The sequence below is a fragment of the Agrobacterium sp. 719_389 genome (assembly GCF_900188475.1).
Taxonomy (GTDB): Bacteria; Pseudomonadota; Alphaproteobacteria; order Rhizobiales; family Rhizobiaceae; genus Agrobacterium; species Agrobacterium radiobacter.
This window is the reverse complement of sequence record NZ_FYEM01000012.1, coordinates 34,536-48,393: the sequence shown is the minus strand read 5'-3', so window position 1 is coordinate 48,393 and position 13,858 is coordinate 34,536. Positions and strand designations below refer to the sequence as shown.

Sequence of the window (13,858 nt, the reverse complement as noted above, 5' to 3'; positions counted from 1 at the left end):
TGAAACAGGATGTCAATTCCGAACCGGAGCCCCGATGCCATGCCCGCAAAACTTTCTGTCAATCTGAACGCAATTGCCATGTTACGCAACCGTCGCGATCTTCCGTGGCCGGATGTCGCGCATTTCGGGCATATTGCATTGGAGGCGGGGGCAAGCGGGCTGACTGTACACCCGCGGCCGGACCAGCGCCATATCCGCTTTTCCGATCTGCCGGTGCTGCGTGCGCTGATCGACGACCGTTTCCCCGCTGCGGAATTTAACATCGAAGGTTATCCGACCGAGGATTTCCTCGTCCTTTGTGAACAGACGCAGCCGGAGCAGGTAACACTGGTGCCTGACGACCCGTCGCAGGCGACGTCCGACCATGGTTGGGACTTCCGCAAGCACGGCGTTTTCCTGAAGGACGTGGTAGGACGCCTGAAGGCTGGCGGCATGCGCGTCTCGCTTTTTGCCGATGGCGATGGCGAGCGTGAGCCGGTGGAGCTGGCGGCTGAAACGGGGGCGGCGCGCATCGAACTCTACACCGGCCCCTATGGCGGCTGTTATGACGATCCGCAAGAGGGCGACGCGCTTCTTGAAAAGCTCGGACAGACGGCGGACCATGCGAGAGCGCTCGGGCTTGCTGTCAATGCCGGCCATGACCTGACCGTCGAAAACCTACCAAAGCTGATGAAACGTATCCCTTATCTGGCCGAGGTTTCCATCGGTCACGGGTTGACGGCGGATGCGCTGGAATATGGCATGGCTGAAACGGTCCGGCGTTTTTGCCGTGCCTGCGGTCAGGCTATTTCATAACCAAAGTCAATTTTTTTGCCTATAGTTAGCTGGCGCATGCTCCGTGCGCGAGCTTTTGAAGGCAGAGACATATGCAAGAACATCATGTTGTCGTCGTGGGTGGAGGCTTCGGCGGTTTGCAACTGGTACACGGGCTGGAGGGGATCCCTGTCCTCATCACATTGATCGACCGTCGCAATCACCACCTGTTCCAGCCGTTGCTTTATCAGGTTGCGACGACGGCTCTCGCGACATCCGAAATCGCCTGGCCGATCCGCCATCTCTATCGTGACCGCAAGGAGGTCACGACCCTGCTTGCGGAGGTGAATGGCATAGACCGGGCCGCGCGGACCGTGCATTTGAGTTCTGGTCAGGTGATCGGCTTCGATACGCTGGTGCTGGCCACCGGCGCGCGCCACGCCTATTTTGGCCGTGACGAGTGGGAGCGGTCCGCCCCCGGCCTCAAGACGCTTGAAGATGCAACGACAATTCGCCGCCGCCTGCTGCTGGCCTTCGAACGCGCCGAACTGGCGACCAGTGAAGAGGAACGCCAGGCGCTGCTGACCTTTGTCATCATCGGCGCAGGCCCGACGGGCGTGGAAATGGCGGGCATGATCGCCGAGCTTGCCCACAAGGCGCTGCCGCCGGAATTCCGCAATGTGGATACCCGCAAGACGCGGGTATTGCTCGTCGAGGCCGGCCCTCGCGTCCTGCCGGTCTTCACGGAAGATCTTTCAGCCTATGCCAAAGAGGCGCTCGAAAAGCTCGGCGTCGAGGTTCTGCTCGGAACACCCGTGACGGCCTGCAGCGACGAGGGTGTGACGGTGGGCGAGACCTATTATCCCTGCCGCACCGTTGTCTGGGCCGCCGGCGTGCAGGCATCGCCCGCTGCGAAGTGGCTCAATGCCGCCGCCGACAGGGCGGGACGCGCCATCGTCGGGCCGCATCTCAATCTGGAAGACGACGGCAATATCTTCGTCATCGGTGATACGGCCGCCGTCAATCAGGAGAACGGCAAGCCGGTGCCGGGCATCGCGCCTGCGGCAAAGCAGCAGGGCGCTTATGTGGCGAAGGTCATCAAGGCGCGGCTTTCCGGCCAGCCGTTACCATCACCGTTCCGCTACAGCCACCAGGGCAATCTGGCGACCATAGGCAAACGTGCGGCGGTGATCGATTTCGGCCGGTTCAAGCTCAAGGGCGTGCTGGCATGGTGGATCTGGGGGCTTGCCCATATCTACTTCCTGATTGGAACGCGCTCAAGGCTTGCGGTGGCGTGGAGCTGGCTGTGGATCTATCTGAGCGGCCAGCACAGTGCGCGGCTGATTACCCAGAAAGAGACGCTGAAGGATGAGGCGTGAGGCGCAGGCGGAAAGGGCGGGGAGCCCGCGCCGCTTCTTGTCCTTAGGGTGACAACCTCTCCGTCGTCATGCTCGGGCCTGTCCCGATCATCTGCACAAGGCCGAGGATGACTTGCGTGGAAGGAGAGGTTTGCCCCAATCAAAAGGCGGGAAGCAATTACTCCCCGCCCTTTTAAATCACGACGTCGATTTGACGTCCATCAAGCGTCGAGCGAGGCCATGTCGATGACAAAGCGATACCGCACGTCGCTCTTCAGCACGCGCTCATAGGCTTCGTTGACGTCCTGGATGTTGATCGTCTCGATTTCCGAGACGATGTTGTGCTCGCCGCAGAAATCCAGCATGTCCTGGGTTTCCTTGATCGAACCGATCATCGAACCCGACAGGCTCTTCGCGCCGATGATGAGCGAGAAGGCGTGAACCGGGATCGCATGTTCCGGCGCACCGACCACGACCATGCTGCCCTTGGGCTTCAGGAGGCCGAGATAGGCGTTCCAGTCGATGGCGACGCCTGCCGTGCAGATGATCAGGTCGAAGGTGCCGGCCAGCTTCTCGAAGGTCGAGGCGTCGCTGGTGGCGTAATAGTCCTTTGCGCCGAGCTTCAGGCCGTCTTCCTTCTTCGACAGTGTCTGGGAAAGAACGGTGACATCCGCGCCCATGGCCGCACCGAGCTTGACGCCCATGTGGCCGAGGCCGCCCATGCCGACAATCGCGACCTTCTGGCCGGGACCGGCGTTCCAGCGGCGCAGCGGCGAATAAAGCGTGATGCCGGCGCAGAGAAGCGGTGCGGAAGCATCGAGCGGCAGGTTGTCCGGGATCGACAGGACATAACCTTCCTTGACGACGATCGAGTCGGAATAACCGCCATGGGTGGCTGTCTTCGTGAAGGGATCGACGTCGTTATAGGTCTGGACGAGGCCGGGCATGTAGTGTTCGTTGTCGAGATCGCGGGTTGCGCAGCCGACGCAGGAATCGACGAAGCAGCCGACGCCGACGTGGTCGCCGACCTTGAACTTCGTGACCTTGGAGCCGACGGCTTTCACGACACCGGCAATCTCATGGCCGGGAACGATCGGATAGACGGCGTTCTTCCACTCGTTGCGGACGGTGTGGATGTCCGAGTGGCAGATGCCGGCATATTTGATGTCGATGACGACGTCGTCATCATTCGGCTCGCGGCGTTCGAAGGTGAACGGGGTAAGCGGCTTTGACGCGTCGGTCGCAGCGTAACCTCTTGCTATAGCCATCTGAATATCCTTTCGGGGGTGGGAAGTGACGGCGGAATATGCGACGGAAGCTTGGGAAGGCGTTAGAGCGATCCTCCAGCCTTTTTGCACGATCCTGCAAAAATATGCAGGCGTGCTCTTTGCGCGGGCCGGGAGGCTTTCTAGATAAATGACATCCGCTGCATTTCCTCCTTCAGTTAAGGGAATTCCCCTATGTCCTTGCCGTTTAATCTCTATCAGGAGATCGCCTCCATCGCCGCGCGATATGCCAAAAGCGACGGCGAGGTGCAGACGGCGATCGAATCTCTCGGCATCAGCCGCCGCACAACGCCCAGCGCGCCGTGCCACGGCAGCTACCGCCCCTGTTTCGCATTGGTGATCCAGGGATCGAAAAGCGTCCAGCTGGGAACGGACACCATCAATTACGGTGCGGGCGACTATCTCCTGACATCGCTTGACCTGCCGGTTGCCTGGCGCGTGGTGGAGGCGAGCAAGGAGGTTCCGCATTTTTGCATCGCGCTTGCGATCGATAGTGAAAAGCTGCTCGATCTCATGCGGCGTGTGCCCATCGACCCGCCTGCGGAGCCGGCGAACGCGCAGCGCGGCATCGTCGTCAATGCCGCCACGCCGGAGCTGCTCGATGCGGCCATCCGGCTGATGCGCCTGCTCGACCGCCCGGCGGACATTGCGGCAATGGCGCCGCTGATCGAGCAGGAAATCCTTTATCGCATCCTGACCGGACCGGCGGGTGGGCAGCTGATGAACATCATCGCGGCCGGCAGCCACGGCAACCGGATCGCCCGCGCCATTGCCTGGCTGCGCGAGAATTTCGCGCGCCAGCTGCGCGTCGAGGATCTTGCGGAGCATATCGGCATGAGCGTCTCGTCCTTCCATCACCATTTCAAGACGATTACGGCCATGACGCCGGTCCAGTACCAGAAGCAATTGCGGTTGCATGAGGCGCGCCGGCTGATGCTGCTGGAGCGGCTGGATGCGGGCACCGCCGGCCATCGCGTCGGTTATCAGAGCCCTTCGCAGTTCAGCCGTGAATATAGTCGCTTTTACGGGTTGTCGCCGTCGCGGGATATCGATGCCTCGCGTGAGATCAGCGTGGCTGGGTAGGTTGGGAGGTTCTGCGTCGGTTAGTGGATTGATGGTGGGTGTGGCTATACCCCCCTCTGCCCTGCCGGGCATCTCCCCCTCAAGGGGGGAGATCGGCAGGAGGCCCTACCAGCGCTCCATTCGCAAACGTTGAGATGGGCGAGACCCAACCACGAGTCGATCTCCCCCCTTGAGGGGGAGATGCCCGGCAGGGCAGAGGGGGGTATAGCCACACCCGTCATCGATCCGCCATCAACACAAAACTTCCTAGTAAAGCTCCCAGGCCGGCATTCACGCTTCACCGCACCGCGTCAATTCTCATTCTCCCCGAAGAATCCGCTTGACCCCAACGCTGCCTCCGCTTAAATGGCGCTCGAACCGTACCGTACGGTACATTAATCGAGCCCCTGGAGTGGAAAAGACTTGGCTTCCGACCCGATCACAGCGCAGGAATTTTCGCCGCGCCAGAACGCCGTTCTGGATCAGGCATTGCGTCTATTGGTCGAGGGCGGCGAGAAAGCGCTCACCACATCCGGTCTGGCGCGTGCGGCCAACTGTTCCAAGGAAAGCCTCTACAAGTGGTTCGGCGACCGGGACGGCCTGCTGGCCGCGATGATCACCTTCCAGCAGAGCAAGGTTCGCACCTTCGAAAAGGCGGGCGACCGCGTGTCTGCGCCGCAGCTTGCCGATCACCTCGAGGTTTTCGCGCATGATCTGCTTGACGTGCTGGCGGGCGATGTTTCGCTGGCGCTCAACCGTCTGGCGATAGGGCAGGCGAGCCGTGATGGTTCCAAGCTTGGCGATCTTCTTCTGGAACGTGGCCGTCGCCAGATCGACCGCCGCGCCCGCGGGTTGATCGAGGCGGGTCGCCGTTCGGGTTACTTGCGTTTCGATGATGCCGAGGAGGCATATCGCAGTTTTTACGGCCTCATCGTTTCAGATCTGCATGTGCGCATGCTTTTGGGCGAGGCGCCGGACAAGGATTTTTCCGCCCGGGCGAAGAAGGCGGTCGTCGCCTTTCTGACCCTCTACGGCACGGAAAAGGTACATTCGGAACTCAGCGGCAAACCCGCCTGAGATTCCGGTTCAGACAACTGAGAGACAAGCATTAGGGAAGGACCATAAAATGCGCGTTTATTATGATCGTGATGCCGATCTCAATCTCATCAAGTCCAAGAATGTCGTCGTTGTCGGCTACGGTTCCCAGGGCCGCGCCCATGCGCTGAACCTCAAGGATTCCGGCGCCAAGAACGTCGTCATCGCTCTGAAGGCCGGTTCGCCGACCGTCAAGAAGGCCGAAGCCGATGGCTTCAAGGTCATGACCGTTGCCGAAGCCGCCAAGTGGGGCGACCTTCTGATGATGGCGACGCCGGACGAACTCCAGGCTGACATCTACAAGGCCGACATTGCCGGCAACATCCGTGATGGCGCTGCTATCGCTTTCGCACACGGCCTCAACGTTCACTTCGGCCTCATCGAGCCGAAGGCATCGCTCGACGTCGTCATGATCGCACCGAAGGGCCCCGGCCACACGGTTCGCGGCGAATACCAGAAGGGCGGCGGCGTTCCCTGCCTCGTTGCCGTTCATCAGAACGCTTCCGGCAACGCGCTTGAACTCGCTCTCTCCTACGCCTGCGGCGTTGGCGGCGGCCGTTCGGGCATCATTGAAACCAACTTCAAGGAAGAGTGCGAAACCGACCTCTTCGGCGAACAGGTCGTTCTGTGCGGCGGTCTCGTCGAACTCATCCGCGCCGGTTTTGAAACCCTGGTCGAAGCCGGTTACGCACCGGAAATGGCCTATTTCGAGTGCCTGCACGAAGTGAAGCTGATCGTCGACCTGATCTATGAAGGCGGCATCGCCAACATGAACTACTCGATCTCCAACACGGCCGAGTGGGGCGAATACGTCACCGGTCCACGCATCATCACCGCCGACACCAAGGCTGAGATGAAGCGCGTTCTGCACGACATCCAGACCGGCAAGTTCACCTCCGAATGGATGCAGGAATGGAAGGCCGGCGGCGCCCGCTTCAAGGGTATCCGTCGCAACAACGACTCCCACCAGATCGAAGAAGTCGGCGCAAAGCTGCGCGGCATGATGCCCTGGATCGGCAAGAACAAGCTGGTCGACAAGGCTGTCAACTAAGCTTCATTGACTGGTAGAGAATAGGAAGGCCGGAGCGAAAGCTCCGGCCTTTTTGTTTTCGATGTGCCATCACACGATGGCGTCGTCTTCCTCGACGATAACGGAAACCGGGAAGTGATCGGAGAACCCACCAAGGTTGACGTTTTTGACCGCATCGCCTTTCGACAGGCCGAAGCGGATCGGCCCCTCATTCTTGCTGTGGCTGACCATGGCGGCAATGGCTTCGATTTTTGCCGTCTCCTCGCGCGCCTTGAAGCCGCTGCTGCCGGTCAGAAGCGATCGGGAAACGAGGATCTGATCGAAGATATTGGCGTCTCCGTTGAAATAGAGCGTACCGTAGATCGTCCTTGCCGTGCCGACTGAATCCACCACCGACTGGCGCAGATAATTCCAAGTGAGATTGTAGAACATGGCCGATTGCGAGCTTTCGACATCGTCGCGCTCGCGGGTGGAATTGGCGTGGTAGCGCAGCGATGCATCCGAGGGGTCGTCGTTGAAATCGCCGAAGGCGACGACGGCGATGTCGTTACCTTTCTCTTCCCTGATCCGCTGGTGCCAGTAACCCAGCGTCTCACCGGCGGTCATGCGAAAACCGGCGCTTTCCACCGCGCCGCCGGATCGCGACGGCCAGTGATTGGAGAGCGCGATGAGCTGGCGTCCGCCTTTGGTGATGAAGGTGCATTGGGTAATGTCGCGCGTGCCGGTGCGGCGCATCACGAAATGGCTGAAAATCTCGTTCTCGTTGATCAGCAGCTTTTCGCTGTCATAGATGAAGGCGGTGTCGATGCCGCGCTGATCCTTGCTGGAATCGGCATGCACCACGCGGTAGGAGCGCCCGGGCATGAGATCGTTCAGATGTTCCGCCAGCGTTTCCAGAACGAAACGATTCTCGACTTCGCACACACCGAGCAGATCCGGCCCCGCACCGCCGATCTGGCTTATGATCTGACCGAGCTGCCTGATCTTGGTTTTGAACAGATCCTCGGTCCAGCCCTTCAGATCATTCTTCAGCCGCTCGGCAATCCACGGCTCGCGCGCCGGATAACCCTCCGGCGCAAACAGGTTTTCCACATTCCAGAACGCCAGGACATATTGGGCCATGATCCGCACACCTCCGGTTGGTTTTTCAAGCCTAGTGGAAGTTTTTGCCACAACAACTTGAAATTGTCATGAAGGCCGGCGGATGGCGAAATTTCCCGTTCCCGGCCTCATTCGGCCGGAGGTATGACACCCTTCGTCAGGAGGAAGCAGCCATAAAACCGGGCCTCGCCTGTCGTGATGACGCAATAGGCCTGTTTGGCTTTTTCGTAGAAGGCGAAGCGTTCGATGCCGTACATGGGGGCCGATTTTCCTTCCGCCGCGTCGATTTCCTTCTGCACCTCGGCCTGCACCGGCTCCAACTGATCGGGCGCGCCCATCACTTCCATGCGGCCGACCGAGGGCTGCAGCGGCGTGTCGAGCGGCAGGACGGAGAGGATCGCCTTCATGGCGCGGGCTGCCGAGACGTTGTCGATATGCAGCACCTTGCCGACGGTTGTCTGGCGGGCAACCGAATCGGAGGGGAAGTTGGTGTCAGAGATTACCAGCGTATCGCCGTGACCCATGGCGCGCAGCGCGTGCAGGACATCGGCATTCAGCGCCGGGTCGATATTTTTCAGCATGTCGTCAAACTCCCATGATGCTTTCGCCGCGTTGCGGCGCGCGCGCAATCCAGCCGGAAAACCATGTCGCGTCAATCGCAAAGGTGTGATTGTGAAGCTTTGCGCAAGGGTGTATTTGGCTTTGTCCGCAAAATCGGGCCTCAGGAGGGGCCGGTTGCGGGCAATGTGCAGGGAGGCAGAAATAATTCGAAAAACTGATAAGTCAGTATTGCTGACGTATCGACATTTCTGTAAAGATGCACGCATAAAAACGACACAAGAGGAAACGTACCCATGCTTGATTGGGAACAAATTTTCGCCACGCGCTCTTCGCGGATGAAAGCGTCTGAAATCCGCGAGTTGCTGAAGCTGCTCGAGCAACCCGATATCATCTCCTTTGCCGGCGGCATTCCGGACCCGGCTCTCTTCCCCGCAGAGGAGTTCCAGCAGGCTTACGCGGAAATTTTTTCCGGCGCGCAGGTCAACGCGGCGCTGCAATATTCTGTGAGCGAAGGCTACAAGCCGCTGCGCGAATGGCTGGCGGGCGAGATGGCCGAGATCGGCATCGAATGCACCGCCGACAACGTCTTCATCGTTTCCGGTTCGCAGCAGGGCCTCGATTACCTCGGCAAGCTGTTCCTGTCGCCCAAGGATACGGCGCTGGTGACCTGGCCGACCTATCTCGGCGCGCTGTCCGCCTTCAACGCCTATGAGCCGAATTACGACCAGCTCAATCCGGGCGGCAACCGCACGCCCGAGGCTTACCGCGAAACCGCGGCCAAGCTCGGCGGCGCGGTGAAGTTCGCTTATCTCTCTGCCGATTTCTCCAACCCGACCGGGGAAACTGTCGATCTCGCCGGCCGCGAAAAGGTTCTGGAACTGGCCGACGAGCTTGACATCGCCGTCATCGAAGACGCCGCTTACCAGTCGCTGCGTTACGATGGCGAAGCGGTTCCGCCGATCATGGCGCTGGATATCGCTCGCTCGGGCGGCATCGAGAATACCCGCACCATCTATTGCGGCAGCTTTTCGAAGACGCTCGCACCCGGCCTTCGCGTCGGTTACATCGTCGCGTCTGCGCCTGTTATCCGCAAGCTGGTGCTGATGAAGCAGGCCGCCGACCTGCATTCCTCCACCATCAACCAGATCGCCATCGAACGTGTCGCCTCGCGCGGTTTCGACAAGCAGGTCGCCAAGATCAAGGCAGCCTATAGCGCCCGCCGTGATGCGATGCTGGCCGCGCTCGACAGGTACATGCCGAAGGGCACGCGCTGGACGAAGCCGGAAGGTGGCATGTTCATCTGGGTGACGTTGCCTGAGGGTATGGATGGCGCGGCGTTGCTGGCGAAATCCATCGCCACGGAAAAGGTCGCCTTCGTTCCCGGCCGCGCCTTCTTTGCGGATGGCTCCGGTACGAATACGCTGCGCATCAGCTTCTCCTGCGCCAACGAGGCGATGATCGAGGAGGGCATGAAGCGGCTTGGGCGGTTGATCGCGACGGCGCAGGCAACGTCGGGCGAGGTGGTTCCGGCGATTTGAGTGACTTTCCGGCAGCGACGGAGGTTGCGGCTTCACCCCCCTCTGTCCTGCCGGACATCTCCCCCTCAAGGGGTGAGATCGACTCGCGGTTAAGTTATCGCCTATCGCAACGGTTGAAAATGAAGTGCTGTCAGCGCCTCTTGCCGATCTCCCCCATTGAGGGGGAGATGCCCGGCAGGGCAGAGGGGGGTGAGCCGCAAGTGCGAAGGGGCGTTGGTCCCCTCAATCCCACTGACCCCCACGGATCCCACCCCTAAAATCCTGCCTGTCACATACATGTTATGCAATCATGTTTTAGCGGTCCCACCGAACAACAGGGACTGGACCCATGAAAACGCTGCTCTCCGCTTTCACCGCCATCGTATCGCTCGGCTTCATCGCCACAGCCGCCAATGCCGCCGATTTGGTGCTTTATACCAGCCAGCCGAACGAGGACGCGCAGGCGACCGTTGACGGTTTTAAGGCCGCCAATCCGGGTCTCGAAGTTGAATGGGTGCGTGACGGAACGCCGAAGATCATGGCCAAGCTGATGGCCGAGATCAATGCCGGCAATCCGGTTGCCGACGTGCTGCTGATCGCCGATACCGTGACGCTCGAGCGCATGAAGCAGGCCGGCCAGCTTCTGGCTCACAAGTCTGCGGAAGCCAAGAATATCGACGCCTCGCTCTACGATGCGGATGGCTATTATTACTCCACCAAGCTCATCACCACTGGCATCATGTACAACACCGCCGCTGCGATGAAGCCGACCAGCTGGAAAGATCTGGCCAAGGCGGAAGCCAAGGGTCTCGTGACCATGCCAAGCCCGCTTACCTCGGGTGCCGCGCTGATCCACGCGCAGACGCTCGCCGCCGTTAAGGATCTTGGCTGGGATTATTACAAGCAGCTGAAGGCCAATGAAGCCATTGCCGGCGGCGGCAACGGCGCGGTCCTGAAGTCCGTCGCATCTGGTGAAAAGGCCTATGGCGTGGTTGTCGATTACATGCCGATCCGCGAAAAGGCCAAGGGCGCGCCGGTCGAGTTCGTCTTCCCGGAAGAAGGCGTTTCTGCTGTCACCGAGCCGGTCGCGATCATCAAGGGCACCAAGCACGAGGAAGCAGCCAAGAAATTCGTTGACTACGTGCTTTCCGAAAAGGGCCAGCAGGGCTTCGTCAAGCTCGGTTACATTCCCGCGCGCGCCGATGCCGGCATGCCGGAAGGTTTCCCGGCCCGCGACAAGCTCAAGGTTCTGCCGCTCAACGCCGCCGATGCCCTGAAGAATTCCGAACAGGACCTGAAGACCTTCTCCGACATCTTCGGCTCCAAGGGCTGATAACGCGGAATGACCCGTTCCAATGCCTATGGAAGCAGCCAGCCGCGCTGGCTGTTTCCTTTTGTGGTGAGTGTTGTTTTTGCACTCAGCGCCCTGCCGCTCGGGCGGCTCGCCTATACCGGCATCATTTCGTCACTCAATGGTGACATATGGCGGCTTCTGGCCGATCCGGCCCTGTGGGATGCGGCGCTGAGCACGCTCTCCACCTCGTTTTTCGGCATGCTGATCTCGCTTGGCATCGGCGGCGCCTTCGCGCTTTCGCTGACGCTCTGCGACATACGCGGCAAGTCGATCCTGAGCTTCCTCTTCATGCTGCCGATGATGATCCCGCCGCAGGTGACGGCGCTGTCGTGGATCGGCATGACAGGGCCGTCGAGCACGCTGTTGAAGGCCATCGGCCTTGCGCCGGCGATGGGATCGCCGCAGCCGCTTTATTCCGTCGCAGGTATTGCGCTTCTGCTCGGCGTGCAGCATGCGCCGCTCGTCTATCTGTCGCTGCGCGCCGGTCTGCTGGCCTTGCCGCAGGATGGCATAGAGGCCGCCAAGCTCTCGGGTGCTTCGCCGCGGCGCGTGTTGTTTGATATCATCCTGCCGCTTTCGACGCCGGGATTGATCGCCGGCGCGGCGATTTCCTTCGTGTCCAATGTCGGCAATTTCGGCATACCGGCGATCCTCGGCATACCGGCTTCGATCTTCACCCTGCCGACCTTGATCTACAGCCGCTTTGCCAGTTTCGGCACCAGCACCTTCGGCGATATCGCCATTCTCTCGACCATGATCGCCATCATTTCCGTGGCCGGGCTTGCTTTGCAGGAACGGGCGATGAAGGGCAGGGACTATCGCATCATCGGCCTCTCCGGCAAGGCGGCGACCTTCGGCCTGGCGCGGTGGCGGTTGCCGGCGGAGCTTGCCCTGTGGCTCGTGCTGTTCTTCATGCTGGTGGCGCCGCTTGCGGCTCTGGTGGCAAGTTCGCTCGCGCCTGCCTATGGCGTGCCGCTCAGCCTCAAGACCGCGACGATGCATGCCTATGAGGAACTGCTTTACCGGCAGAGCGTGACCCGCACCGCCTTCCGCAATTCGCTGTTTCTGGCAACCGCCACATCGCTTTGCCTGCTGGCGGTGACGGTGCTGACGGCCTACTTCCTCGTGCGCGGCAAGAGCCGCTTCATGTTCCTGCTCTCGGCGCTGGTGGATATTCCCTATGCGCTTCCGGGCGTGGTTATTTCCGTTTCCTTCGTGCTGCTTTTCGCGGCCCCAATCCCGCTTCTCGGCGTAACGCTCTACGGCACGATCTGGATCATCCTGCTCGCCTATTTCTCCTCCTTCTTGGCGGTCAGTCTGAAACCGATGGTCAGCGCCTTCCTGCAATTCGATCCATCGCTGGAAGAGGCGGCGCGGCTCTCCGGCGCGGGGTTCTGGCGGCGGCTCAAGGACATCATCCTGCCGCTGGTCGGGCCGGCGGCGGGCGCCTCCGTCATTCTCGTTTTCCTGATCGCCTGCAACGAGCTGACGGTCTCGGCGCTGCTGTGGTCGGCCGGCACACAGACGCTCGGCGTCCTCATCTACAACCTCGATGACAGCGGCAGTTTCGATCTCGCGTCAGCGCTTTCGGTGCTCGTCGTCATCATGGTGATTTTTCTCATGCTGCTGCTCGAAATTCTGGGGCGCTATCTGCCGAAAGGAGTCGTCCCTTGGCGAAACTGATCCTAAATCGTCTGACGAAAAGCTTTGGAGCCGGTTCGAAGCCCGCCGTCGATGACGTGTCGCTGACCGTGCGCGAAGGCGGTTTCCTCGCCTTGCTCGGGCCGTCCGGCTGCGGCAAGACGACGGTGCTGCGCATGATCGCTGGTTTCGAGCAACCGACTGATGGTTCCATCCTGCTCGGCGAGCGGGTGCTGGCCGATGCCGGCAGCATGGTGCCGCCGGAGCGGCGCAATATGGCGATGGTGTTCCAGTCCTATGCGCTGTGGCCGCATATGTCGGTCGCCGACAATGCCGGTTATCCCTTGAAGGTCCGCGGTATTTCGGGAGAGAAATATCGCGAGAAGGTACGACAGGCACTGGCCGCCGTTCGCCTGGAAAGCTTTGCTGATCGTCGTCCCGCCGAATTGTCCGGCGGGCAGCGGCAGCGTGTGGCGCTCGCCCGCTGCCTCGTCACCGAGCCCGATGTGGTGCTGCTTGACGAACCGCTCGCCAATCTCGACCGCCATTTGCGGCAGGAGATGGAGGAGACGTTTCGCGAGTTCCACGCCCGCTCCGGCGCGACGATGATCTATGTCACACACGATCAGGCTGAAGCCATGGCGCTCGCGACCGATGTCGCGGTCATGTCGCATGGCAAGCTGCTGCAGGTTGCGCCGCCGGCGGAGCTTTATGCTCGGCCGGAGGGCAGGCTTGTCGGTTCGCTGGTGGGGCAGGGGGCGATCCTGACATTGCCATTGCAGGAAGGTGCTTCACGGGATCTCGACTGGCCGGAGCTTCGTGCCGCGATGGAGAGCGGAGCAGCAGCGTCGCAGATGGATATTCTCGTGCGGCCGCAGGACGTGGTGCGGGATGCGGAGGGCGTTACCTGCATCGTCACTTCGGTTCTTTACGAGGGTGAGCGTTATGCCCTGCGTCTCGATCTGCCGGACGGGCAGGCGCTTCGGGCTTATTCGCGCGAGGCGGCGGCTGTTGGTGATCGGTTGCCGGTCGCCATTCGTGCAGCGTGGCGGCTTTAGCATGAAATGACGTCTTCCTCACGCCCGTGACAGGCACAGGAA

Annotated in this window: 12 protein-coding genes; 9 read left to right on the top strand and 3 right to left on the bottom strand. The window is 60.8% G+C overall.

Going from position 1 to position 13,858, the window contains the following annotated elements:
* The first annotated feature begins 39 nt into the window (after positions 1-39).
* Positions 40-795 (top strand): pyridoxine 5'-phosphate synthase, encoded by a 756-nt coding sequence (locus CFB10_RS20370; RefSeq protein WP_020009353.1) that lies wholly within the window; start codon positions 40-42, stop codon positions 793-795.
* Positions 796-866: 71 nt separating this feature from the next.
* Positions 867-2,132, top strand: coding sequence for an NAD(P)/FAD-dependent oxidoreductase (locus CFB10_RS20365; RefSeq protein WP_020009354.1), 1,266 nt, complete (start codon positions 867-869; stop codon positions 2,130-2,132).
* Between the two features lie 200 nt (positions 2,133-2,332).
* On the opposite strand, the gene CFB10_RS20360 is transcribed toward CFB10_RS20365, so the two are convergent.
* Positions 2,333-3,379 carry an NAD(P)-dependent alcohol dehydrogenase gene (locus tag CFB10_RS20360; RefSeq protein ID WP_020009355.1) on the bottom strand — a complete coding sequence of 349 codons (1,047 nt, stop codon included), beginning with the start codon at positions 3,377-3,379 and terminating at the stop codon, positions 2,333-2,335.
* 192 nt (positions 3,380-3,571) lie between these two features.
* On the opposite strand from CFB10_RS20360, the gene CFB10_RS20355 reads away from it, so the two are divergent.
* From CFB10_RS20355 to ilvC, 3 genes are all read left to right on the top strand, one after another.
* Entirely contained in the window at positions 3,572-4,480 is a 909-nt protein-coding gene (locus CFB10_RS20355; RefSeq protein WP_020009356.1) for an AraC family transcriptional regulator, read from the top strand.
* Positions 4,481-4,882: 402 nt separating this feature from the next.
* The gene (locus CFB10_RS20345; RefSeq protein WP_003507581.1) at positions 4,883-5,536 is read left to right on the top strand and encodes a TetR/AcrR family transcriptional regulator; all 654 of its coding nucleotides are present in this window, start codon (positions 4,883-4,885) and stop codon (positions 5,534-5,536) included.
* 49 nt (positions 5,537-5,585) lie between these two features.
* A complete protein-coding gene (gene ilvC, locus CFB10_RS20340) occupies positions 5,586-6,605 on the top strand; it encodes a ketol-acid reductoisomerase (RefSeq protein WP_003495030.1) in 1,020 nt (339 codons plus the stop codon).
* Positions 6,606-6,674: 69 nt separating this feature from the next.
* On the opposite strand, the gene CFB10_RS20335 is transcribed toward ilvC, so the two are convergent.
* Together CFB10_RS20335 and CFB10_RS20330 are read right to left on the bottom strand one after the other, a co-directional pair.
* Positions 6,675-7,706 carry an endonuclease/exonuclease/phosphatase family protein gene (locus CFB10_RS20335; protein WP_020009357.1) on the bottom strand — a complete coding sequence of 344 codons (1,032 nt, stop codon included), beginning with the start codon at positions 7,704-7,706 and terminating at the stop codon, positions 6,675-6,677.
* A gap of 107 nt (positions 7,707-7,813) precedes the next feature.
* Positions 7,814-8,266, bottom strand: coding sequence for an RbsD/FucU family protein (locus tag CFB10_RS20330; RefSeq protein WP_026363429.1), 453 nt, complete (start codon positions 8,264-8,266; stop codon positions 7,814-7,816).
* 273 nt (positions 8,267-8,539) lie between these two features.
* Between CFB10_RS20330 and CFB10_RS20325 the strand changes: the two genes are divergently transcribed.
* The 4 genes from CFB10_RS20325 to CFB10_RS20310 all read left to right on the top strand — a co-directional run bounded on the left by CFB10_RS20325 (position 8,540) and on the right by CFB10_RS20310 (position 13,816).
* Complete coding sequence (locus CFB10_RS20325; protein WP_026363430.1) at positions 8,540-9,784, top strand: PLP-dependent aminotransferase family protein; 1,245 nt, start codon at positions 8,540-8,542, stop codon at positions 9,782-9,784.
* 328 nt (positions 9,785-10,112) lie between these two features.
* Positions 10,113-11,096: an ABC transporter substrate-binding protein gene (locus CFB10_RS20320; protein WP_020009360.1), complete on the top strand. Its 984-nt coding sequence runs from the start codon at positions 10,113-10,115 to the stop codon at positions 11,094-11,096.
* A 9-nt stretch (positions 11,097-11,105) separates the two neighbouring features.
* Positions 11,106-12,800, top strand: a complete 1,695-nt coding sequence (locus tag CFB10_RS20315) for an iron ABC transporter permease (RefSeq protein ID WP_020009361.1) — start codon at positions 11,106-11,108, stop codon at positions 12,798-12,800.
* Positions 12,788-13,816 (top strand): ABC transporter ATP-binding protein, encoded by a 1,029-nt coding sequence (locus CFB10_RS20310; protein ID WP_020009362.1) that lies wholly within the window; start codon positions 12,788-12,790, stop codon positions 13,814-13,816. The genes CFB10_RS20315 and CFB10_RS20310 overlap by 13 nt, the downstream gene beginning before the upstream one ends.
* The last annotated feature ends 42 nt before the right edge of the window (positions 13,817-13,858 follow it).